At 60.5% G+C, this 23100-nt stretch carries 26 protein-coding genes; 15 read left to right on the top strand and 11 right to left on the bottom strand.

What is annotated here, in order from left to right; all coding sequences use genetic code 11:
* Positions 1-137: 137 nt before the first annotated feature.
* From D781_RS10025 to gstA, 3 genes are all read left to right on the top strand, one after another.
* A complete protein-coding gene (locus D781_RS10025; RefSeq protein ID WP_015672202.1) occupies positions 138-407 on the top strand; it encodes a hypothetical protein in 270 nt (89 codons plus the stop codon).
* A 269-nt stretch (positions 408-676) separates the two neighbouring features.
* The gene (dapA, locus tag D781_RS10020; RefSeq protein ID WP_015672201.1) at positions 677-1570 is read left to right on the top strand and encodes a 4-hydroxy-tetrahydrodipicolinate synthase; all 894 of its coding nucleotides are present in this window, start codon (positions 677-679) and stop codon (positions 1568-1570) included.
* An 83-nt stretch (positions 1571-1653) separates the two neighbouring features.
* The gene (gene gstA, locus D781_RS10015; RefSeq protein WP_015672200.1) at positions 1654-2259 is read left to right on the top strand and encodes a glutathione transferase GstA; all 606 of its coding nucleotides are present in this window, start codon (positions 1654-1656) and stop codon (positions 2257-2259) included.
* 36 nt (positions 2260-2295) lie between these two features.
* On the opposite strand, the gene pdxY is transcribed toward gstA, so the two are convergent.
* The 5 genes from pdxY to anmK form a co-directional block, all read right to left on the bottom strand.
* Positions 2296-3162, bottom strand: coding sequence for a pyridoxal kinase PdxY (pdxY, locus tag D781_RS10010; protein ID WP_015672199.1), 867 nt, complete (start codon positions 3160-3162; stop codon positions 2296-2298).
* Positions 3163-3254: 92 nt separating this feature from the next.
* The gene (gene tyrS / locus D781_RS10005; protein ID WP_015672198.1) at positions 3255-4529 is read right to left on the bottom strand and encodes a tyrosine--tRNA ligase; all 1275 of its coding nucleotides are present in this window, start codon (positions 4527-4529) and stop codon (positions 3255-3257) included.
* Positions 4530-4670: 141 nt separating this feature from the next.
* Positions 4671-5324 (bottom strand): pyridoxamine 5'-phosphate oxidase, encoded by a 654-nt coding sequence (pdxH, locus tag D781_RS10000; RefSeq protein WP_015672197.1) that lies wholly within the window; start codon positions 5322-5324, stop codon positions 4671-4673.
* An 89-nt stretch (positions 5325-5413) separates the two neighbouring features.
* A complete protein-coding gene (locus tag D781_RS09995) occupies positions 5414-5716 on the bottom strand; it encodes an MliC family protein (protein ID WP_015672196.1) in 303 nt (100 codons plus the stop codon).
* A 38-nt stretch (positions 5717-5754) separates the two neighbouring features.
* Entirely contained in the window at positions 5755-6885 is a 1131-nt protein-coding gene (anmK, locus tag D781_RS09990) for an anhydro-N-acetylmuramic acid kinase (protein WP_015672195.1), read from the bottom strand.
* Positions 6886-7129: 244 nt separating this feature from the next.
* Between anmK and D781_RS23645 the strand changes: the two genes are divergently transcribed.
* Both D781_RS23645 and D781_RS09980 read left to right on the top strand, forming a co-directional pair.
* Entirely contained in the window at positions 7130-7342 is a 213-nt protein-coding gene (locus D781_RS23645; protein WP_041411792.1) for a hypothetical protein, read from the top strand.
* Between the two features lie 15 nt (positions 7343-7357).
* Positions 7358-7825: a glycine zipper 2TM domain-containing protein gene (locus tag D781_RS09980; protein ID WP_015672194.1), complete on the top strand. Its 468-nt coding sequence runs from the start codon at positions 7358-7360 to the stop codon at positions 7823-7825.
* Positions 7826-7914: 89 nt separating this feature from the next.
* Here the strand turns inward: D781_RS09980 and slyA are convergent, their stop codons facing one another.
* A complete protein-coding gene (gene slyA / locus D781_RS09975) occupies positions 7915-8349 on the bottom strand; it encodes a transcriptional regulator SlyA (protein ID WP_015672193.1) in 435 nt (144 codons plus the stop codon).
* Between the two features lie 181 nt (positions 8350-8530).
* Here slyA and D781_RS22695 point away from each other — a divergent pair, with 181 nt between their 5' ends.
* Genes D781_RS22695 through D781_RS09960 form a run of 3 tightly spaced genes read left to right on the top strand, consistent with a single transcriptional unit; the run spans position 8531 to position 11677 of the window.
* Positions 8531-8767 carry a DUF1656 domain-containing protein gene (locus D781_RS22695; protein WP_015672192.1) on the top strand — a complete coding sequence of 79 codons (237 nt, stop codon included), beginning with the start codon at positions 8531-8533 and terminating at the stop codon, positions 8765-8767.
* A 3-nt stretch (positions 8768-8770) separates the two neighbouring features.
* On the top strand, positions 8771-9628 hold the full coding sequence (locus tag D781_RS09965) for an HlyD family secretion protein (protein WP_015672191.1): 858 nt from the start codon (positions 8771-8773) through the stop codon (positions 9626-9628).
* Positions 9629-9637: 9 nt separating this feature from the next.
* The gene (locus tag D781_RS09960; protein ID WP_015672190.1) at positions 9638-11677 is read left to right on the top strand and encodes an FUSC family protein; all 2040 of its coding nucleotides are present in this window, start codon (positions 9638-9640) and stop codon (positions 11675-11677) included.
* Positions 11678-11684: 7 nt separating this feature from the next.
* Here the strand turns inward: D781_RS09960 and sodC are convergent, their stop codons facing one another.
* A complete protein-coding gene (gene sodC / locus D781_RS09955; protein WP_015672189.1) occupies positions 11685-12206 on the bottom strand; it encodes a superoxide dismutase family protein in 522 nt (173 codons plus the stop codon).
* Positions 12207-12710: 504 nt separating this feature from the next.
* Here sodC and D781_RS09950 point away from each other — a divergent pair.
* Entirely contained in the window at positions 12711-14537 is a 1827-nt protein-coding gene (locus D781_RS09950) for a calcium-binding protein (protein ID WP_015672188.1), read from the top strand.
* A 35-nt stretch (positions 14538-14572) separates the two neighbouring features.
* On the opposite strand, the gene D781_RS09945 is transcribed toward D781_RS09950, so the two are convergent.
* From D781_RS09945 to D781_RS09935, 3 genes are all read right to left on the bottom strand, one after another.
* Positions 14573-15469: an aldo/keto reductase family oxidoreductase gene (locus tag D781_RS09945; protein ID WP_015672187.1), complete on the bottom strand. Its 897-nt coding sequence runs from the start codon at positions 15467-15469 to the stop codon at positions 14573-14575.
* Between the two features lie 109 nt (positions 15470-15578).
* Positions 15579-15818, bottom strand: coding sequence for a DUF1289 domain-containing protein (locus D781_RS09940; protein WP_015672186.1), 240 nt, complete (start codon positions 15816-15818; stop codon positions 15579-15581).
* Between the two features lie 20 nt (positions 15819-15838).
* The gene (locus tag D781_RS09935; protein WP_015672185.1) at positions 15839-16768 is read right to left on the bottom strand and encodes a LysR substrate-binding domain-containing protein; all 930 of its coding nucleotides are present in this window, start codon (positions 16766-16768) and stop codon (positions 15839-15841) included.
* A gap of 133 nt (positions 16769-16901) precedes the next feature.
* Between D781_RS09935 and D781_RS09930 the strand changes: the two genes are divergently transcribed.
* The 6 genes from D781_RS09930 to rnt all read left to right on the top strand — a co-directional run bounded on the left by D781_RS09930 (position 16902) and on the right by rnt (position 22577).
* On the top strand, positions 16902-17543 hold the full coding sequence (locus D781_RS09930) for an NAD(P)-dependent oxidoreductase (RefSeq protein WP_015672184.1): 642 nt from the start codon (positions 16902-16904) through the stop codon (positions 17541-17543).
* Between the two features lie 107 nt (positions 17544-17650).
* On the top strand, positions 17651-19291 hold the full coding sequence (eptA, locus tag D781_RS09925) for a phosphoethanolamine transferase EptA (protein ID WP_015672183.1): 1641 nt from the start codon (positions 17651-17653) through the stop codon (positions 19289-19291).
* Positions 19292-19389: 98 nt separating this feature from the next.
* A complete protein-coding gene (locus D781_RS09920; RefSeq protein WP_015672182.1) occupies positions 19390-20010 on the top strand; it encodes a TetR/AcrR family transcriptional regulator in 621 nt (206 codons plus the stop codon).
* Between the two features lie 88 nt (positions 20011-20098).
* Positions 20099-21202, top strand: a complete 1104-nt coding sequence (locus tag D781_RS09915) for an alkene reductase (protein WP_015672181.1) — start codon at positions 20099-20101, stop codon at positions 21200-21202.
* Between the two features lie 202 nt (positions 21203-21404).
* Positions 21405-21812 carry a lactoylglutathione lyase gene (gene gloA, locus D781_RS09910; protein ID WP_015672180.1) on the top strand — a complete coding sequence of 136 codons (408 nt, stop codon included), beginning with the start codon at positions 21405-21407 and terminating at the stop codon, positions 21810-21812.
* A gap of 78 nt (positions 21813-21890) precedes the next feature.
* Positions 21891-22577, top strand: coding sequence for a ribonuclease T (gene rnt / locus D781_RS09905; RefSeq protein ID WP_015672179.1), 687 nt, complete (start codon positions 21891-21893; stop codon positions 22575-22577).
* A 68-nt stretch (positions 22578-22645) separates the two neighbouring features.
* On the opposite strand, the gene D781_RS09900 is transcribed toward rnt, so the two are convergent.
* Entirely contained in the window at positions 22646-22990 is a 345-nt protein-coding gene (locus D781_RS09900) for a Grx4 family monothiol glutaredoxin (protein ID WP_099050080.1), read from the bottom strand.
* Positions 22991-23100 lie beyond the last annotated feature (110 nt).

The following is a 23100-nucleotide window of genomic DNA, read 5'->3' as shown; positions in this document are numbered from 1 at the left end:
GTAGTAAAAGCCGCTTCCCGACGTCCCGTGATGCCTCGCCCCGACGCCATCATTAAGAAAAAACTCAGATTAACCGGTTCGGTAATCGCTCAATCTCTGCTAATTTATTGCTAATAAAAATCTCAGACAGGACAATCATGCAGAAAAAACCGGTGCTCGACGAAGCCAGACAGTTGAAACGCCTGAACGCGGCAACGCGGCGGCAGTCCCACGTCTATAAATGGTTTGCGCTGATCGCCGCACTGGATACCCTGCTGGTGTACTGTTATGACCGGGATATGCGCAATATGGTGTTTTCCGGCGCGGTGGCGCTGGTATGCGGCTATCTGTGGATCCGCGATCGCAATAAGGCGCGCGCCTACCGGCGCGAGTTTGACCGCAAATACGGCACCCGGGACGACGCCTGACGCCGCCAGCCCACAACGTGGATTTTATCGCCCGCGCCGCGCTATTAGCGAAACTCATCAGCCTGCGGCCATCATGAATAACAATATTATCAACCTGTTATAAATTGACAGCCCGATCGGGAATATTCATCATCGTCACCTATTATCCCGCGATGAGAACGCCCTCATGCCGCTGCAACGCGCCCTGCCGTAGAGACAGAATGCGCTGACAGGACAATGCGCCGCTTGCCCATCCGGCTTCTCTGAACGGTCACTCAGAAGGAATTTTTATGGCCTCTTTTTCCGGTATTTGGGTAGCGTTAGTCACCCCGTTTAATCAACACAGCGTCGACTTTCCCGCGTTAAAACGCCTGGCGCAGCATCTGCTGGCCGCCGGCGTTGACGGGCTGGTGGTGTGCGGCACCACCGGCGAAGCCGCCGCGCTCGACAAAGAGGAACAGCTGGCGGTGCTGGACGCGGTGCTTACCGTCGCGCCGGCGCACCAGGTGGTGATGGGGCTGGCCGGCAACAATATGACCGCCACCTTGCAGATGCAGCAGGCGATCCAACAGCGCGATATCGCCGGCGTGCTGGTGCCCGCCCCCTATTACATCCGTCCGTCGCAGTGCGGGCTGGTTGAGTACTTCACCACGCTGGCCGACGCCTCGCGCGTACCGGTGATCCTGTACAACGTGCCTTACCGCACCGGCGTAACGCTGGAGCTGGATACGCTGCGCCAGATTGCCCGCCATCCGCAGGTGAAAGCCATCAAGGAGTGCGGCGGTAATCCGGACGTCACTATGGCGCTGATCGATGACGGCGAGATTGACGTGCTGACCGGCGAGGACAACCTGATCCTCTCCACGCTGTGTCTGGGCGGCACCGGGGCGATCTCGGCCTCGGCGCACCTGCATCCGGAACGCTTTGTACAGTTGGTGCAACAGGTCGCCGACGGCGATCTGCCCGCCGCGCGCGCCAACTTCTATGCGCTGCTGCCGATGATCCGCCAGATGTTCAGCTTTGCCAACCCGGCACCGGTCAAAGCGGCGCTGGCGCAGCAAGGGCTGTTGCGCAACGAGCTGCGCGCGCCGATGCAAACCGCGCCGCAGGCGCTGCAGCAGCAGCTCGCCGTCACGCTGGCGCAGCTGCAGCCGCAGGGCGAGGCCGTCAGCGAAATTTGTTAGCTGAAACGCGGCAATTTCATCGCGGCGACGCTAGGATAGAGAGTTAGGCATGCACGCCTTTCATCCTTATCAAGGAGTCAACGATGAAACTGTTCTATAAAGCCGGCGCCTGTTCCCTGTCCCCGCATATCGTACTGCGCGAGGCGGGGCTGGATTTCACCGCGGAAAAAGTCGATCTGGCCAATAAAACCACCGAGAGCGGCGCCGACTATCTGACGATTAACCCCAAAGGACAGGTTCCGGCGCTGCTGCTGGACGACGGCAGCCTGCTGACCGAAGGCGTGGCGATAGTGCAGTATTTGGCGGATCGGGTGCCCGACCGTCAGCTGATCCCGCCGGCGGGCACGCTGTCGCGCTACCACGCGATTGAATGGCTGAACTTTGTCGCCTCCGAACTGCACAAGGGCTTCAGCCCGCTGTTTAATCCGAAAACGCCGGAAGCGTATCTGGCGATTGCGCGCGCCAAACTGGAGCAGCATTTCCGCTATCTTGACGGCGTGCTGGCGCCGCAACACTACCTGCTGGGCAGCCGCTTCAGCGTCGCTGACGCCTACCTGTTTACCGTACTGCGCTGGGCGGTGGCGCTGCAGTTTGATCTGCAGCGCTATCCAAACCTGGCCGGCTATATGAAACGGGTGGCGGCGCGTCCGGCGGTGGCCGCCGCGCTGAATGCCGAAGGGTTGCAGTAAGCGTTGGTCTTCCCCGCCGTCGCGGCGGGGAAAGTCTTATTCCCCGAGCTTCACCGCCGCAAAATGGCAGCGCGGGTTGACGATATAATCCTGCGCAGCGACCACCTGCAGTTCATACTCGCCCATCTCCTTGGTGATCAGCATCACCTCATACACCGCCGCCGTCACGTGCTCCAGCGCCTGATCCAGCTCCTTACCCTGCAGCAGATCCACCAGCAGCAGGCCGCTGGTCAAATCGCCCACGCCCACCGGCTGACGGCTGCCGAAATCCACCAGCGGCCGGCTGATATGCCAGGCCTCATCCGCCGTCACCAGCAGCATCTCAAACGCGTCGCGGCGATAGCCGGCGCGGCTCAGATGCTTAACCAGCACTACTTTCGGCCCGCGCGCAATCAGCACGCGCGCGGCGTCAACCGCCTGTTCGACGGAGGCTACCTCACGCTGACTGAGCTGCTCCAGTTCCAGCACGTTCGGCGCCACCATATCGCTGCACGGCAGCGCCTGCTGACACAGAAACTCCGCCACGCCCGGCGCCACGATGCAGCCCTTCTCCGGGTGGCCCATCACCGGGTCGCAGAAATACCAGGCAGCGGGATTCGCCTGTTTCACCTGGCGCACGATATCCAGAATATGGCCGCCCTGCTCGGGGGAGCCGATATAACCGCTCAGCACCGCGTCGCAGCGCTGCAGCTGGTCGATATCCGCGATGCCCTGGGCGATCTCGCTCAGGTGGCTGGCAGGCATCACGCAGCCGGTCCAGCGGCCGTACTGCGTATGGTTGGAGAACTGCACGGTATTCAGCGGCCAGACGTTAACGCCCATGCGGCGCATGGGGAACTCCGCGGCGCTGTTGCCGGCATGGCCGAACACCACGTGTGATTGAATGGAAAGAATGTTTTTCATTGGCGTGCGCAAATCTCAAAGGCCGGGAGCGTGCCGTCCCGGCCGGGTAATGACAAAGGGGCCCGCTACGGGCCCCTTTCTGTTAATTGCGATTACTGCCACTCAACCAGGCAGTAATGTTTTTTACCGCGACGCAGCAGCGTATAGCGGCCGAACAGGCGGTCGTCATCGCTGAAGACGTATTCCGCGTTGGACTGCTTCTCGCCGTTCACGCTCACCGCGTTGGAGCCGATCATGGTGCGCGCCTGGCCGCGTGACGGCACCAGCTCGGCGTTAACCAGCGCCTGCTGCAGATCGGCGTCTTTGTCCAGTTTGACCGACGGCATACCATCCTGCGCCAGCTGTGCGAAGTCGGCTTCGGTCATCTCATGCAGCGCGCCGGAGAACAGGCTCTGGGTAATACGCTGCGCCGCCGCCAGCCCCTCTTCGCCATGCACCATACGGGTGACTTCTTCCGCCAGCACGTACTGGGCGCGCGGCGCCTTGCCGCTGTTGCGATCCTCTTCCTCCAGCGCGTTGATATCTTCCAGGCTGATAAAGGTGAAGAACTTCAGGAAGCGGTACACGTCCGCATCGGCGGTGTTGATCCAGAACTGGTAGAACTTGTACGGGCTGGTTTTTTCCGGCGCCAGCCATACCGCGCCGCCTTCGGTCTTGCCGAACTTGGTGCCGTCCGCCTTGGTGATCAACGGCACGGTCAGACCGAACGCCTGCTGCTGGTGCATGCGGCGGGTCAGGTCGATGCCGGAGGTGATGTTGCCCCACTGGTCGGAACCGCCAATCTGCAGCACCACCTGATGACGGCGGTGCAGCTCGGCAAAGTCGTAGCCCTGCAGCAGGTTGTAGGAGAACTCGGTAAAGGAGATGCCGACGTCGTCACGGTTCAGGCGCTGCTTCACCGCTTCTTTGTTGATCATCTGGTTAACGGAGAAGTGCTTGCCGATATCGCGCAGGAAGGTCAGCACGTTCATATCGCCGAACCAGTCATAGTTGTTGGCGGCGATGGCGCTGTTGTCGCCGCAGTCGAAATCGAGGAACGGCGACACCTGTTTGCGGATCTTCTCCACCCACTCGTTAACGGTTTCCGTGGTGTTCAGCTTGCGTTCCGCCGCCTTGAAGCTGGGGTCGCCGATCAGACCGGTCGCCCCGCCCACCAGCGCCACCGGCTTGTGGCCGGCGAGTTGGAAACGCTTCAGGCACAGCAGCGGCACCAGATGGCCCAAATGCAAGCTGTCAGCGGTCGGATCGAAGCCGCAATACAGCGCAATTGGCCCTTGCGCCAGTCGCTCTGCTAACGCTTCCTCGTCCGTCACTTGAGCCACCAGGCCCCGCTCTTGCAATTGTTGAATCAGGTTGATGCTAGCCATCAATTTCTCCATGTATAAACGAATGCACCTTTGCCGGTACACGGCCTTCCGCCCGCTGGCGGAATAATAAAATCGGAATGAAGCGCATAGAATAAAGCGCCGGCCTCAACTCTGCCAGCGCTTAACGGTATTTTCTGTCCGTCAGGGTGCCAGTCGGTCAATTTTCCAGTCATTCCCGTCGCGCTGGTACAGGAAACGGTCATGTAAACGGTGTTCACCGCCCTGCCAGAACTCAACGGAGTCGAACCTGACGCGGAAACCGCCCCAGAAGCTGGGTAGCGGCACCTCGCCGGACTGGAATTTCTGCTTCAGCTCAAGGAATTTGCTCTCCAGCACGCCGCGCGCCGAAATACGCGTCGACTGCTGCGATACCCAGGCGCCAATCTGGCTGTCCTTCGGCCGGCTGCTGAAGTATTTCATCACCTCCAGCGTCGACAGGCGCTCCGCCGTGCCGAGGAAGCTGACCTGCCGGTCCAGCATATGCCAGGGGAAATGCAGGCTGATTTTCGGGTTATGCGCCAGCTGCTGCGCCTTGCGGCTGCCAAGGTTGGTATAGAACACCAGCCCTTTGTCGTCGTAGTGCTTGAGTAGAACGATGCGCTGATACGGCTGCCCCTGTTCATCCACCGTCGCCACGCACATGGCGGTCGGATCGGCCAGGCGCGCTTCGCAGGCCTGCTGCAGCCAGCGTTCAAACAGATCCAGAGGGTTCGCCGTAAGATCCTGACGACGCAGGCCGCCGCGGGTATATTCGCGGCGCAGGTCCGCGACATCAAACTGAGAGTTATCAGACATCTGGTGTATCAACCAACCGAAAAATAGGTGGGGTTATTCTGCGCCCGACGCGCCATAATCTCAATCTTTACCGCACGCCGGGCGCCGTGTCAGTTCACCAGCGTGCAGTCGCTCATAATCACTTTATCGTCGCGTTCGACGAATGCGCTCTGCCCTTTGGACCAAAAGGTATATTTGCCGTCGCCGTATTTGGCGCCGGAGGCGGCCAGCTGCTGCTTCAGCGTCAGTTGCTGGCCGTCCAGCAGCAGGTTGACCGTGCTGTCCTCACCGTTAAGCGCCACGGTCAGCGGCGTGGTGCCGCACTGATAGTGCAGCACCTGACTCTGCTGCGGCAGGAAATAGCTGCACCCGCCGAGTGCCAGCGCCAGGCCGGCAAGAAGATATTTTTTCATCGGGTTATTCCTTAAATAGTCAGGCGATCGTTTTTATCCTAACAGAGCGTACGCGGGTGCGACGGGAAAACCGGATAAATCCCACCGAGCAGCGTTTCGCGGCTGGCGCCGGTCACCGACGGCAGGTTACCCGGCTGGCCGGACAGGGTGCGGAACGCCAGCCAGGCGAACGCCAGCGCCTCCATATCGTCGCCGCTGATGCCGAAGCTGTCGGTGGTGCTGACCTCGGTGCCGGGCAGCAGCGCCGCCATGCGCGCCATCAGCAGCGGGTTGCGCGCCCCACCGCCGCACACCAGCAGCCGCTCGCTGCCGCCGGCCAGCATCACCTGCTCGCAGATAGTGACGGCGGTCAGCTCCACCAGCGTGGCCATCACGTCCGCCGCGCCGACGCCCGGCAACTGCGCCAGCTGCTGCTCCAGCCAGCCGATATTGAAGTACTCCCGGCCGGTGCTCTTCGGCGCCGGCAGCGCAAAATAGGGATCCGCCAACATCTGCTGCAGCAGCGGCAGGCAGACCCGCCCGCTCATTGCCCAGACCGCATCCTGGTCATACGGCTGTTGGCGATGGCGCCATATCCAGGCGTCCATCAGCATATTGCCCGGCCCGGTGTCAAAACCGCGCACCGGCATGCCCGGCAGCAGCATGGACAAATTGGCGATGCCGCCGATATTCAACACCATGCGCCGCTCCGACGGGTGCGACAGCAGCGCCTGATGAAACGCCGGCACCAGCGGCGCGCCCTGCCCGCCGTAGGCCATATCGCGGCGGCGGAAATCGCCGACGGTGGTAATGTTGGTCAGCGCGGCGATGCGGTTATTATCGCCCAGCTGCATCGAAAAGCGCGTTTCCCCTTCCGGCTCGTGCCAGATGGTCTGCCCGTGGCAGCCGATGGCGGTGATCTCATGCGCCGGCACGCCGGTCTGCGCCAGCAGCCCCAGCACCGCTTCGCCGAACAGCGTGCCCAGTCGGGCGTCCAGCTGCCCAACGGCGGACACCGTGGTCGGCTGGCCCTGGCACATGCCGAGGATCTCATGCTTGAGCGCAATTGGCAGCGGATGGGTGTAGCTGGCCTGCTGCGCCACCATACGTTCATCAATGGCGGCCAGCACCACGTCCACTCCGTCCAGACTGGTGCCGGACATCACGCCGATATAGCGGCCTGACTTCATAAACCTATCCTTTACCCATCGCGGGTATGCCTAATCGTTGTCACTCAGACAAATAAACCAGAATTAAACTATTAACGCCATGAATTAGGATGCCTTTTTTGCGATTGTGAGAGAAAACGTTTATTTTTAACGCGCGCCGGTCGCATGTTTCTCCCCAAGCGTCACGGGGAATGTGTGATAAATTTAAACCACCGTTTATTATTGGTTGAGCGGTGTACGATTATGCTGGATGGAGCGATAAAGTATGGCGCTGCGCGGCCTTATCCACCCAGAGTCATTCGAGTTGCAGGAAGGGGCCAGGGAAGGAATCCCGATGAGCTTGCTCAAGGTGGCGGAGTACAGCCAACACGCCGGCAGCTTGAAGTATGGCGGGTATAGGCATTTACGCAGCTTTGGACCATACTTTGTCTATCTTTCACCGAATCTCGCCTGGGATGGCCAGGTTATGGAATACTAAAATCAGGAGTTTTATATGATCAAACGTCTTATCGTTGTTGCTCTTGCCGGGCTGACGCTGGCCGGCTGTGCCAATGATTCCATGTCTGGCGATGTTTATACGTCGGCACAGGCGAAGCAGGTGCAGCAGGCCAGCTACGGCACGCTGGTTTCCGTGCGTCCGGTGAAAATCCAGGGCGAAGGCGGTTCTAACATGCTCGGCACCATCGGCGGCGCGGTGATTGGCGGCTTCCTGGGCAACACCATCGGCGGCGGCACCGGCCGCAGCCTGGCCACCGCAGCGGGCGCCGTTGCCGGCGGCGTAGCCGGCGATCAGATCGGCGATGTAGCCGGCCGCACCGCCGGCGTCGAGCTGGAAATTCGTCCGGACACCAAAGGCGACAACATTGTCGTGGTGCAAAAAGCGGGCGCCACCAAATTCAGCCCGGGCCAGCGCGTGCGCATGGCGCGTTCCGGCAACACGGTTACCGTTTCTCCGCTGTAAACGCACCGTTTTCCAACGTAAAACCGGAGGCCCTGGCCTCCGGTTTTATTTTTTGCTGCTGTAAATGTAATCGTGCAATGCTTTAAAAATTATTGTTTATTCTGTAAATCGGTAATGTTCTGCTCAAGTTTGCTAATCAGCGTCACCAGCAGCTGCACCTCTTCCGGCGTGATACCGCTCAGGATTTCACCGCGCGTCGAACTGATCACGCTGTCCACCTCGCGAATAATCGGCGCTGCGGCCTCGGTCAGTTTAATGCGCTTCGCCCGCCGATCGTTGGCGCAGATGTGCCGCGTGATCAGCCCCTTCTCTTCCAGCTGGTCCAGCGTACGCACCAGCGAAGGTTGCTCAATGCCAATCGCCTTTGCCAGCTGAATCTGCGACTGCTCCGGCGGCAGCCGGCTGATATTGTGTAGCGTCACCCAATGCGTCTGAGTGAGCTCCAGCGGTTTTAGCCGATGATCGATGAGCGCACGCCAAACACGAACCAATCGTGCTAAATCCGAACCTAACGTTGATTCCACTTACCCCTCCTTATAATTAGCATGCTAATATTAATCTCCCAGATGATACTCTATTTTGGGTAAATCACATTAAAAATACAAATGTATATAATGGATATGCTCAAATTCGCCAGTGAAGCCAGCAGCATTTGGTTACCAAATATTCGAATATATTACACATTTGCACGTAGGAATAGTTAAATTGATTACCCCATGGTTACATTCGAGCGCACCGCTGCCCGATTTGGTATTGGGCGCATCGCTTTATTTCCCCCCCATGTTTAAAGCATTCTTACTGGGCCTGGTTTTTTGGCTGCTGGCGCATCGTCTGCTGCGCAACTGGCTCTATTCCGGCGAAATTTGGCATCCGATGTTAATGGATTTATCCATTTTCGTCATTGCCGTCAGCGGCTCTTTGTGGATCTTAGCGAGTTGGTAACCGATGAAGTATAAAACATTAAAATATTTTTCCACGGTGATTGTCTGCGCCGTCGCCATTTGCGCCGGCTGGTGGCTGTGGAATTATTATATGCAGTCTCCCTGGACCCGCGACGGCAAAGTGCGCGCGGAACTGGTCAATATCACCCCGGAAGTCTCAGGCCGGCTGACAAAAATAACCGTACACGATAACCAATATGTTTCCGCCGGCAGTCTGATTTTCAGCCTGGATGCTGAGCCTTACCGTATCGCGCTGGCGCATGCCGAAGCGGCGCTTGCCAAGGCGCAGTCTGACCTGGCGAAGGCCGAGCATGAAGCCGCGCGCCGCCGCGGATTGCCGCGCGACGTTATTTCCAGCGAGTCGATGGACGCTGCAAATTTAACCGCTCAGGCAATGAAAGCGGCGTATAAAGCGGCGCAGGCAAATCTTGAACAGGCAAAATGGAATTTAAGTAAAACGCAAATTTATGCGCCGACCGACGGCTATATCACTAATTTACAGGCGCGGGTGGGTAACTATGCCAGCGCCGGCTCCCCGCTGGTGGCGCTGGTCGACGTGCACTCTTTTTATGTGCTCGGTTATTTCGAAGAAACCAAGCTCAAGCATATTAAAGAGGGAAACAAAGCGGACATCGTTTTATATAACGGCAATGTGCCTTTACAGGGTGAGGTCGAGAGCATCGGTCGCGCTATTTATGACCAAAGCGTCGAAAACGGCGGCGATTTATTAATGGATGTTAAACCCAATGTCCCCTGGGTGCGTTTGGCGCAGCGCGTACCGGTACGGATAAAATTGCGCGATGTGCCCGCCGATCTGACGCTGGTGGCCGGCACCACCTGCACCATTTCGATACATCAGTAGGCTTAATCAATGAACCTGCCGTTTCTGGAGTGGAACCGTACGCCCTGGGGCCGCGCTACCGGCGGCCAGTGGCGCTATGCGCTGCGAAATTCGCTGGCGATGTGTCTGGCGCTCTGGGTGGCATTCGCCCTTAATCTCGACGAACCCTATTGGGCGCTGACCTCAGCGGCGGTAGTCAGCTTTCCCACGGTGGGCGGCGTTATCAGCAAAAGCATCGGTCGGATTATCGGCAGCCTGGTCGGCGCCGCGGCGTCGGTCGCCATCGCCGGCCACTGCCTGAATGACCCCTGGCTGTTCACGCTGTTTATCGCCGCCTGGATCGGGCTGTGCACCTATATTTCCAACCACTACCAGAATAATGTCTCCTATGCCTTCGCCCTGTCGGGCTACACCGCCGCCATTATCGCCTTCAGTACCGTCAACATGACGGACACGCTGGATATCTTCGACCTCGCCCAGGCGCGCGTCTGCGAGGTGATTACCGGTATCCTGTGCGGCGCGCTGATGATGATGATCCTGCCCAGCACCTCCGACGGCGCAACGCTGCTGACCTCGCTGCGCCGCATGCATCTGCGCCTGCTGGAGCACGCCGACATGCTGTGGCGTCCGGAGATTACGCCGCAGATCCGCACCTCGCACGAAGGGGTCATCAGCCAGATCCTCACCATGAACCTGCTGCGGATTCAGGCGTTCTGGAGCCACTACCGGCTGCGCCGACAAAACCATCTGCTCAACTATATGCTGCACCTGCAGCTGCGCCTGACCAGCGTCATCTCCAGCCTGCGGCGCATGCTGCTCAACTGGCCGGATCCGCCGGCCAACCTGGCGCCGGTGCTGACACAGCTGCTGGAAGAGCTGCGCGATGCGCACACCGACAAATACCGGCTGGCGAAAATCCTGCGGCAGATCGCACCGCGGGACGAGGCGGACTACCGCCACCGCGCCTTCTTCCTGCGGTTGCGCAACTTCTGCTGGCTGTATCTGCAGGCCAACCGCTGGCTGCTGCAGCTGGAAAGCGCCACGCCGGTCAGCAGCATACAGCCCCCAGCGGTCAGCGCGCTGGCGCGCCATACCGACAGCTATGAGGCGGCCTACAACGGGGTGCGTACCTTTTTAAGCATCGTGATCGGCTGCGCCTACTGGATTAACACCCAGTGGGAGGCCGGCAGCGCCGCGCTGACGCTGACCGCCATCAGCTGCGTGCTCTACTCCGCCACGCCGTCGCCGATCAAAAGCATCACCACGCTGCTAAAGGCGCTGATTCTGCTGTCCATCGGCTGTTTTGTGGTGAAGTTCGGCCTGATGGTGCAGATCGACGATTTCTGGCTGTTCTGCGCCTTTCTGTTCCCGGTGCTGGTCACCATGCAGATGCTCAAACTGCAGCACCCGCCCTACGCGGCGTTGTGGGGGCAGCTAATCGTCTTTATGGGCTCTTTTCTCACCATCACCAACCCGCCGAGCTACGACTATCAGTCGTTCCTCAATGACAATATCGGCAAAATCGTCGGGGTGCTGCTGGCCGGGCTGGCCTTTCAGATCCTGCGCCCCAGCTCGGACAAGCGCAAAAGCCGGCGCATTATCCGCGCCCTGCGGCGCGACTTTATCGACCAGCTGAGCAGTAAGCCGCAGCTGCGTCAGAGCCGGTTTGAATCGCTGATTTACCACCGCATCAGTCAGCTGAATCAGAGTCAGGATCAGGAAGCGCGCACCTGGCTGCTGCGCTGGGGCGTGGTGCTGCTCAACTGCAGCCATATCGTCTGGCAACTGCGCGACTGGCAGACGCGCTCCGACCCGCTCGCGGCGGTGCGCGATCGCTGTATTCACTGCCTGCGCGGCATTATGACGGAGAAAGGCGTCCAGCACCGTTCGCTGGATACGACGCTGCAGGAGTTACAGCGGATCAGCGATGCGCTGGCGCAGCATCATGAGGCGGCGGCGCGGGAGCTGGCCGGGCTGGTGTGGCGGCTGTACTGTTCGCTGCAGCAACTGCGGCAGGCGATCGCCCCGCCGCAGGACGATGGGGCCACCGTCACGGCGACCCCGTCCTGACGCGTGGTTATTTAATCACCCCGCAGGCGAAGCGATCGCCGCCGCCGCCCAGCGGTTTCGGCTGGTCGGCATGGTTATCGCCGCCGACGTGCACCATCAGCGCCTTGCCTTCAATCTCGCTGATTTTTTTCAGCCGCGGCGCCAGCACCGGGTAGCTGGCGGTACCGTCCTCGGCCACGTAGATGGCCGGCAAGTCTCCCAGGTGGCCATCGGCATACGGCCCCAGGTGTTTGCCGGTTTTCTGCGGGTCAAAGTGGCCGCCGGCCGCCAGTGCCGCCACCGCCTTGCCCTCTTTCATCGCCGGTTCGCAGCTGCCGTTTTCATGTACGTGAAAACCGTGAATGCCGGCAGGCAACGCTTTTAGCTGCGGCGTGAACTGCAGCCCGTACGGCGTTTCGCTGATGGCGATCTTGCCAATATCCTGACCGATGCCCTGCGCGGTCACCAAATGTATATCCACCTCTTCCGTTGCCGCCTGGGCGACGCCGCAGGCCAGCAGACCGATTGCCGCACACCAGAAATGTTTCATAAATCCACCTCTCCATTCATGTCCGTTATCGAACCTTGAGTATATACCCGTCATACTTCAAGCTGCAGGTGCGTTGCCGGCACTCAGTCACCCGAATCACTTACCGGTGTAAGCTCATCAGGATTCCTTCCCTTGCCGCCTTCCTGCAACTCGAATTATTTAGGGTAACTACCCGTCATACTTCAAGCTGCAGGTGCGTTGCCGGCGCTCAGTCCCCCGAATCACTTACCGGTGTAAGCTCATCGGGATTCCTTCCCTTGCCGCCTTCCTGCAACTCGAATTATTTAGGGTACAACAAACAGGCATCACCACACCCGGCGGGTGCACAATATTGCCTGTCCGGCTCGCATAATTATCCATCTGTGCTAATACTTTTTTACCGCTTGTGGTCTGTCATCTGACCAGTTGTCATTCGGCTTACCCTGTTTAACCTACACCCCGGCTGCCGAAGATCATCATACGAATCACCAACATAACGGCAACCGGCATCAAAAGGAACTGGCTATGGGCATTTTTGATTACCGTGAGACGGACGCCGCGGCGTCCAAAACGCTGTTCGCCGACGCGATGGCGATCTCCCACTATGCATACCATAACATCGACAACGGTTTCGCCGTCGGCTACCAGCATAACGGCTATGGCCTGGGACTGCCGCTGACCCTGGTCGGCGGCATCCTCGGCAGTACCGACTCGCAGGGCGCGCTGCCCGGCATTCCCTGGAACCCGGATGCGGAAAAAGCCGCGCTGGAGGCGGTCACCGCCGCCGGCTGGACGCGAGTCAGTGCGCAGCAGTTGGGCTACCAGGGAAAAACCGACGACCGCGGCACCTATTTCGGCGAAAGCAAGGGCTACGAAACGGCGCAGGCGGAGGTGCTGGCGAAATATGACGACGCCGGCACGCTGACCGAGATCGGCATCGCCTTTCGCGGCACCAGCGGGCCGCGCGAGTCGATCATCAGCGACAGCATCGGCGATGTGATTAATGATCTGCTGGCCGGCTTCGGCCCGGCGGGCTATGCCGACCACTATACGCTCAATGCCTTTAATACCCTGTTGGGAGACGTGGCGCGCTTTGCGCAACAAAACGGCCTGAGCGGTGAAGACGTGGTGGTCAGCGGCCACAGCCTGGGCGGCATGGCCGTCAACAGCATGGCCAGCATGAGCGACGCGCACTGGGGCGGTTTTTACTCGCACGCCAACTATGTGGCGTTCGCCTCGCCCAGCCAGCATCAGGGGGACGATCGGGTGCTGAATATCGGTTACGAAAACGATCCGGTGTTCCGCGCCCTCGACGGCAGCACGATGACCGCCGGTTCGCTGGGGGTGCATGACGGCGTGAAAGAGCACGCCACCAATAATATCGTCAACTTTAACGATCACTACGCCTCCGCCGCCTGGAATGCGCTGCCGTTTTCCATCCTGAATATTCCCACCTGGCTGTCGCACCTGCCCAGCGCCTATCAGGACGGCCTGACGCGGGTGCTGGACTCGGCGTTTTACGCCCTTACCGAGCAGAACTCGACGGTGATCGTCTCCAACCTGTCCGACGTTACCCGCGGCGCCACCTGGGTGACAGATCTCAACCGCAATGCCGAGCCCCACAGCGGGCCGACGTTTATCATCGGCAGCGACGGTAACGATTTGATTAAGGGCGGCCAGGGCAACGATTACCTCGAGGGGCGCGCCGGTGATGACACCTTCCGCGACGGCGGCGGCTATAACTGGATCCTCGGCGGCGACGGCAGTAATACGCTGGATATTGAGCAATCGCTGCAGCAGCGTGAGGTGGCGTACGACGGCGTCAACCTGTACCTGCGCGACGCCGACGGCGGCATTACCCTCGCCGAGAATATCGCCACGTTGCGCAGCAAAGAGTCGCAGCTGATCGTGCTGAATAAAAACGTTGACCATCAGGTCACCGCGGACGGCCTGCTTTCGGCGTCCGGGCTGACCGCCTATGCCGATTCGCTCAACGGCGGCGACGGCGCCGACAGCCTGACGGCGACGCAGGCCGGCGGCTGGCTGTTCGGACTGGCGGGCGACGATACGCTGGACGGCCTGTTCGGCGGCCATACGTTTGTCGGCGGCGCCGGCAACGACCAGCTGCAGGCCGGCGGCGGCAACAATACGTTTCTGTTCAGCGGCAGCTTCGGCCACGATCGGTTGGAAGGATGGCAGGCGAGCGACAAACTGGTGTTTATCGGCGCCGGCAGTCAGGTCGAGTATCACCAAGCGGATAACAACCTGACCATCGGGCTGGGTGACAACAGCGTCACGCTGGTCGGCGTCAGCCAGCAGTCGCTGCAGGACGGCCAGCTGATTGTGGCCTGATTAACGCGCCGGCCGGCAGCGGCCGGCGCACGCCGTCAGGGAACGTCGTACCCCAGCGCCGCCTTGCGGATGCGGAACCACTGCTCGCGGCTCAGCGTCAGCTGCAGCGCCCCCAGCGCCGATTTAACCCGTTCAATTTTGCCCGAGCCGATAATCGGCAGCGGCGCGGACGGCAGGCGCATCACCCAGGCGTAGACCACCTGTTCAATCGTCTCGGCGCCGGTCTCCTGCGCCACGCGCTGCAGTTCGTCACGCAGCGGCTGGCACTCCGCGCCGCTGAACAGCCGCCCGCCTCCCAGGCAGGACCAGGCCATCGGCCTGATGCGCAACTGCTGGCACTGATCGAGCGTGCCGTCCAGCAGCGCCGGCTGGTGCAGCGGTGAAATCTCAACCTGATTGGTGACCAGTGAAAACGGCAGGCGGGACTGCAGCAGCGTAAACTGCGACGGGGTAAAGTTGGACACGCCGAAGTGGCGCACCTTGCCGCTTTTATGCAGCTCGACGAAGGCCTCGGCCACCTCGTCGGCCTCCATCAGCGGATCGGGGCGGTGAATCAGCAGCAGATCGAGATAATCGGTATGCAGCTTGTGCAGCGACTGCTCGGCGCTGCTGACGATATGGTCACGGTCGGTGATATAGTGGCCGATCGGGTTGCCCGGTTTGGCGGTGGTGGCGATGCCGCATTTACTGACCAGCTCCAGCCGCTGACGCAGCGCCGGCTGCAGCCGCAGCGCGTCGCCAAATGCCTGCTCGCACGCATAGCCGCCATAGATATCCGCGTGATCGACGGTGGTGATCCCCAGTTCCAGGTGCTGCTCAATAAACCCCAGCAGCTGCTGCGGCGACATGCCCCACTCCATCAGCCGCCAGTAGCCGCAGACCATGCGGGAAAATTCCGGCCCCTGCGGCGCAATATGAATACGATGACCCATGTTCAGACCTCATAACGGTATTTTCTCCAGCATACACAAGCCGGCGACGCAGGGAAACGCCGCGCGCGGCGGCCCGTGCGCAGGATCGGAAAATTCGCAGGAATGAGGCTTAGAACAGCGAAGGCTGGTCGGGATCGTGCTCTTCCGCCGCCTTATTGGCGCGCTGCAGGCGCAGCAGCCGCTGGCGGCACAGGCGCAGCACGTCGCGCTTTTGCGCGTCGCTCATGTTCATCCAGCCGAAACGCTCCTCGCGGCTGCGCAGGCAGCCACGGCAGTATCCGCGCTCATCGGCCTGACAGATGCCACGGCACGGGCTGGGAATGTCGAAGAACTCAAGTTGCTGCGGCACACCACCTCCTGACTCGTCCCTTAATTGAAGACGTCATCGCCGTTGATGGCAAGCGACTTTTCCGCCAGACGGCGAAAATAATCGCGTAAATAGCGCAGCGCCTGGCGGGTTTTCTCCGGCATGGCGCGCTCCAGCGTCAGCGCATGCAGCCGCAATGGCGTCGGCCGCCAGGCGGGCAGCAGCGCAATCAGCTCGCCGCGCCGCAGCTCATCGCCGATCTCATACAGCGGCTGGCCGGAGATGCCCAGCCCCATCCGGGTAAAGGCGCGCATCACGTGCATGCTGTCGCTGACGATCTGCCCCTGCGCCTGCCGCAGTTTGAACACCTCCCCCGACGCATGATGCAGATCCAGCGGAAAACCGGCGTTATTGCCGCTGATCCAGCGGTGATGCTGCAGCGCCTGCGGCGTTTCCGGCACGCCGTGCTGGCTCAGGTAGCGCGGCGCTGCGCACAGCACCATCGGCCATTCGCTCAGGGCGTGCGCGATCATTGAGGTGTCCGCCAGTTGGCGGTTGACCCGCAGCGAAATATCCACCCGCTGCTCAATCATATCCACCACCCGGTCATCCGCCAGCACCCGCAGCGTCAGCTGCGGATGCGCCTGCAGCAGCGGCGCCAACGCCTCGGCCAGCGGCCCGCCGCCGATGCCGACGGTGGTGGCGATGCGCAGCTCCCCCACCAGCGTATCCCGCAGTTCCGCCAGCCGCTGCTGCGCCTGTTGCGCCTGCTGCAGCATGGCTTCGCAGCCGGGGTAAAACGCCGCGCCGGCTTCGGTCAGCGCCAGCTTGCGCGTGGAGCGGTGCAGCAGCGGCACGCCGAGCGACTGCTCCAGCGTGCGCAGGTGCTGGCTGACCGCCGATGACGACATGCCCAGCCGCCGCGCGGCGGCCGCCAGTGAGCCTTCGGCCACCACCACGGCAAACACCGCCATTCGGTTGAGTTTATCCATCACTATAAAGTTTTACTTAATAAAGAAAGCACCAATATGGCACTAATCAAACCGGTTGTTAAGGTCTAGAGTAACGATATCGCGCCGGATATTCCGGCCCTCGGTTGTCTTATCACTTATCAGGAGTCAGCAGATGAAAATTGCCATTATTGGAGCCACCGGTTTTGTTGGGCGTCGCGTCGTCGATGAGGCGCTGGCGCGCGGGCTGGACGTCACCGCCATCGCCCGGCAGAAAAAAGATTTGCCGGATAACCCGCGCCTGCATATCGCACTGGGCGACGTGGCCGATACCGGCTGGCTGACCACCCAGCTGCGCGGCCAGGACGTGGTGATCAGCGCCTTTAACCCCGGCTGGGGAGAAGAGAACCTGTATGACAAAACCGTGGCTGGTATGCAGCAGATCCTCCGCGCGGTAGACGCCGCCGGCGTGACGCGTTTTCTGGTGGTCGGCGGCGCCGGCAGCCTGCAGGTCGCGCCCGGCGTAGAGCTGGTCGATACGCCGGAATTCCCGGAAAACATCCGCCCCGGCGCCCGCGCGGTGCGCGACTTGCGCAACCAGCTGCTGCAGAACCACAGCCTGGACTGGACCTATCTCTCGCCGGCCGCCATGCTGGAACCGGGTCAGCGCACCGGCCAGTTCCGCCTCGGCACCACCAGCCTGCTGATGAACGGCGATGCGCCGGCGCATATCTCGGTAGAGGATCTGGCGGTGGCGATCGTCGACGAAATTGAAAAGCCGCAGTTTATCCGGGCGCAGTTTACCGCCGCCTACTGATATCGCCGGCCCCGGCCGCCCTGCGCGGCCGGCGTGCCGCTAAGGTTATCTTAAGTTTCACCCGCTAAATTTCCCCGCATTATCTTCTACAGGATGACAATGCGGCAATGCGGTTACCTTCAAAATTCTCCTGCGGCAGTCTGGGCTTTATTCTCGCCTGTACGCTGTTTTTTACCCTGTTCCAAAACGCGCTGTTTTTGCATACGGCGTGGTCATATATCCGTTTCGGCAGTGTCAGCAGCCTGCTGTTCGCCGCCAGCATGCCGCTGGTGATTTTCTGCGCGCTGAACATCATTTTCAGCATACTGACCGTGCCCTATCTGCGTAAGCCGTTAATGATCCTGTTCCTGCTGGGCAGCGCCGCGGCCAACTACTTTATGTACAGCTATGGCGTGGTGATCGACGGCGCGATGATACAGAACGCCTTTGAAACCAACGCACAGGAAGTCAACGCGCTGCTGACGCCGCAGCTGGGGCTGTGGCTGTTGCTGCTGGGCGTGTTGCCCGCCGTCGCGGTGTACTTCGTCAACATTCGCCAAACCCGCCCGTGGTGGTACATGCTCGGCCTGCGCGCCGCCAATATCATGCTGTCGCTGGTGGTGATTCTGCTGATCGCCGCGTTCTTCTATAAGGACTACGCCTCGCTGATCCGCAACCACAAAAGTGTGGTGAAAATGCTGACGCCGTCGAACTTCGTCGCCGGCACGATTAAGTTCACCGAACAACACTACTTCACCCGTAATCTGCCGCTGGTGAAAATCGGCGAGGACGCCCATAAGGGGCCGCTGATCCGCGCCGAGCAGAAAAAGACGCTGGTGATCCTGGTGGTCGGTGAGACCGCGCGGGCGGAAAACTTCTCGCTGGGCGGCTACGAGCGGGACACCAACCCGCGGCTGCGGCAGGACAACGTGATCTATTTTAAAAATGCCGCCTCCTGCGGCACCGAAACCGCGGTGTCGGTGCCCTGCATGTTTTCAAATATGACGCGCAGCGAGTATGACGCTACCCGCGCCGAGCATCAGGAGGGGCTGATGGACGTGCTGGCCCACGCCGGAGTCAATGTGCTGTGGCGCGATAACGATAACGGCTGCAAGGGCGCCTGCGACCGAATTCCCCACATCGATATGACCAAACTGCAACTGCCGCAGGATTGCGATGGCGACGTCTGTATGGATAACGTGCTGCTATATCGTCTGAAGGACTATATTGACGGCCTGAAAGACGACGGCGTGATCGTGCTGCACCAAATGGGCAGCCACGGGCCGGCCTACTACCGCCGTAGCACGCCGGCGTTCCGCCGCTTTACCCCGACCTGCGACAGCAACCAGATCCAGGACTGCAGCCACCAGCAGCTGGTCAATACCTATGACAATTCGCTGCTGTACACCGACGCCATGCTCGACAGCACCATCAAGCTGCTGCAGCAGTACAGCGGACGTTTTAATACCGCGCTGGTTTACCTGTCGGATCACGGCGAATCGCTGGGGGAAAACGGCATGTACCTGCACGGCACGCCGTACCTGTTCGCACCGAGCCAGCAGACCCACGTGCCGTTCCTGATGTGGATGTCGGCGGACTATCAGCGCAGCTTCGGCATCAACCGCCAGTGCCTGCAAAACCGGGCGCAACAGGACGCCGTATCGCAGGATAACCTGTTCCACACCCTGCTCGGCATGCTGAACGTGCAGACCCGGCAGTACCAGCCGCAGCTGGATATTCTGCAGCGCTGCCGCAGCGACGGCGCTTAACTTCCCCGCGCCGCTGAGGCACAATACCCACCGTCACGGCCGGCGCCCGCAGCGCCGGTTTTTTTCTTTCCCTCTTGATCTAGACCAACTGGTCTATTATGCTCACCCTCATGACGACGAAACATACGCACGGCAACATCGATACACGTGAACACCTGCTCGCCACCGGCGAGTCGCTCAGCCTGCGCCTGGGGTTTACCGGCATGGGGCTGAGCGAGCTGCTGGCCACCGCCGGGGTGCCGAAGGGCTCGTTTTATCACTACTTCCGCTCGAAGGAAGCCTTCGGCGAAGCGATGTTGCAGCGCTATTTCGCCAATTATGACGTCGCCATGCAGGCGCTGTTCAACGACAGCGGCAACGATGCCCGCCACCAACTGCTGAGCTATTACGCGCAGGCCATCAGTTTCCACTGCCGCAGCGAATGCCATAACTCCTGCCTGGCGGTAAAACTGTCTGCCGAAGTCAGCGACCTGTCGGAACCGATGCGCCATGCGCTGGAAACCGGCAGCGCACAGGTGATCGGCCGTCTGCAGGACGCCATTGAGCGCGGCATTCGCGAGGGATCGCTGGCGATAGCCATGAGCCCGGCGGCCACCGCCGAAACGCTGTACGCGCTGTGGCTCGGCGCTTCGCTGCGCGCCAAGATCCGCCGTTCGGTTGCGCCGCTCACCAGCGCGCTGGAAAGTATTGAACTGCTGCTGCGCCCGGCGCAGCCTTAAACCCGCCCCTGCGATGCGCCAAACGGCGCCACAGGGGTTTTATTTAACACGTTACTAGACGACCGGTCTATTCAAGATAGGATGCGCTATGAAAGCTGAAAAATTGTTCACCCCGCTGAAGGTTGGCGCGACCACGTTGCCCAACCGCATCTTTATGGCGCCGCTAACGCGTCTGCGCAGTATTGAGCCGGGCGATATCCCCACCCCGCTGATGGCGGAGTATTATGCTCAGCGCGCCAGCGCCGGCCTGTTGATTACCGAAGCCACGCAGGTTTCCTTCCAGGCGAAGGGCTATGCCGGCGCGCCGGGGCTGCATACCCCTGAGCAGATCGCCGCATGGAAGAAAATCACCCAGGCGGTGCATGAAAAGAACGGTCATATCGCCGTACAGCTGTGGCACGTTGGCCGTATCTCCCACACCAGTCTGCAGCCGGGCCAGCAGGCGCCGGTCGCCCCGTCCGCCATCAACGCCGACACCCGCACCACGGTGCGCGATGAAACCGGTGCCTGGGTGCGGGTGCCAACCTCCACGCCGCGCGCGCTGGAAACGGCGGAGATCCCCGGCATCATCAATGACTTCCGCCAGGCAACCGCCAACGCGCGCGAAGCCGGTTTTGATTACATTGAGCTGCACGCCGCGCACGGCTACCTGCTGCACCAGTTCATGTCGCCGGCCTCCAACCAGCGCAGCGACCAGTATGGCGGCAGCATCGAAAACCGCACCCGTCTGACGCTGGAAGTGGTCGACGCCAGCATTAAGGAATGGGGCGCCGAGCACGTCGGCATCCGTATTTCCCCGCTCGGCCCGTTCAACGGCCTGGATAACGGTGAAGATCAGGAAGAAGCGGCGCTGTATCTGGTGGAAGAGCTGAACAAGCGCAACATCGCCTTCCTGCATATTTCCGAGCCGGACTGGGCCGGTGGCAAGCCTTACTCCGACGCATTCCGCGATGCGGTGCGCGCACGCTTCAGCGGCATTATCGTCGGCGCCGGCGCCTATACGGCGGAAAAAGCCGAAGCGCTGATCGACAAAGGCTATATTGACGCCGTGGCCTTTGGCCGCAGCTATATCGCCAACCCGGATCTGGTTGAACGTCTGCAGCAGAACGCGGCGCTTAACGAACCCCAGCCGGAGAGCTTCTACGGCGGCGGCGCACAGGGCTATACCGACTATCCGTTCCTGACGAAGTAACCCGCAACGCCTGCAATAAGGGCCGGCACGCTGCCGGCCTTTAGTTTTTTATCAATAATGATGTGCGCGATTAAGTGACAGCGTCACCAGAGGTTCACCCCCGCTGCGCCATTTGAATTCCCTTCTGCGACAACGCTATACTGAACGTCGTTTCAATAACTCAGCCGTTAACCACGGCGAACACCTGCTATTAGAGGAAATTATGCGCTTACTCCATACCATGCTCCGCGTCGGTGATCTGCAACGCTCTATCGACTTCTACACCAAGGTATTAGGCATGCGCTTGCTGCGTACCAGTGAGAACCCGGAATATAAATACTCGCTGGCCTTCGTCGGCTATACCGAAGAGAGCGACGGTGCGGTCATTGAGCTGACCTACAACTGGGGCGTCGACAGCTACGAGATGGGCAGCGCCTTCGGCCATCTGGCGCTGGGCGTCGACGACGTCGCCGCCACCTGCGACGCTATCCGCCAGGCCGGCGGCAACGTCACCCGCGAAGCCGGCCCGGTCAAAGGCGGCACCACGGTGATCGCCTTTGTGGAAGATCCGGACGGCTATAAAATCGAACTGATCGAGAATAAACACGCCGGCCACGGCCTCGGCAACTAAGTTTCCGTCGGGCGCGTTCAGCGCCCGTTTTATTATCCGCCTGATAACCGCCTGCACGCGGCGGCAAAATTTGCCATAATGCGCGCTGCATTCGATGAAGATAAGAAACTGATGGCCGAGAAAAGTGATCTTAACGCCCTGAGTGGTCGTTTTCGTGGGTTTTATCCCGTAGTAATAGATGTAGAAACCGCCGGCTTTAACGCCCAGAGCGACGCGCTGCTGGAAATCGCCGCCGTAACGCTGAAAATGGATGAGGACGGCTGGCTGCAGCAGGATGAGACGCTGCATTTCCACGTTGAGCCGTTTGAAGGCGCAAACCTGCAGCCGGAAGCCCTGGCGTTCAACGGCATCGACCCGCACAACCCGCTGCGCGGCGCGGTCAGTGAATATGACGCATTGCACGCCATTTTCAAGGCGGTGCGCAAAGGCCTGAAAGAGCAAGGCTGCAACCGGGCGATTATCGTGGCGCACAACGCTAACTTCGACCACAGCTTCCTGATGGCGGCGGCTGAGCGCGCCGGCCTGAAGCGTAACCCGTTCCATCCGTTCGCCACCTTTGACACCGCCGCGCTCAGCGGGCTGGTGCTGGGGCAGACCGTGCTGGCCAAAGCCTGCATTGCCGCCGGCATGACCTTCGACAGCAGCCAGGCGCACTCCGCGCTGTATGATACCGAGCAGACCGCCCTGCTGTTCTGCGAGCTGGTCAACCGCTGGAAACGACTCGGCGGCTGGCCGCTCGCGCTTGACGCCGGCGACGACGAGTAACGCAAAAAAATGGGCGCAGCCGGTTTGTGCCGGCTGCGCCCATGTGCTTTACGTCAGAAACAGCGCCGTTACGACTGCTGATCTTCCTGCTTATACTTTGCCGCCGTCTCTTTGATCAGCGACTGCAGTTCGCCGCGCTGATACATTTCGATGATGATATCGCAGCCGCCGACCAGTTCGCCGTCAACCCACAGCTGCGGGAAAGTCGGCCAGTTGGCGTACTTCGGCAGCTCGGCGCGGATGTCCGGGTTCTGCAGAATATCTACGTAGGCAAAACGCTCGCCGCAGGCGGACAGCGCCTGCACGGCCTGGGCGGAGAAGCCGCAGTTCGGCAGCTTCGGCGAACCTTTCATGTACAGCAGAATCGGGTTTTCTGCGATTTGTTGCTGAATTCTTTCAATCGTCGTCATTATTGCTTCCTCAAGCCATCGGATGGCTACAACATGCGTTACACCGGGCTATTGTAGCGGCTGCGGCCGTTGCAAAAAAACGCCATCTTTTGCAAGGACATTCCGCCGGCGAC

The organism is Serratia sp. FGI94, assembly GCF_000330865.1.
Classification (GTDB): Bacteria; Pseudomonadota; Gammaproteobacteria; order Enterobacterales; family Enterobacteriaceae; genus Serratia_B; species Serratia_B rubidaea.
This window is presented reverse-complemented; position numbering and strand designations above follow the sequence as displayed.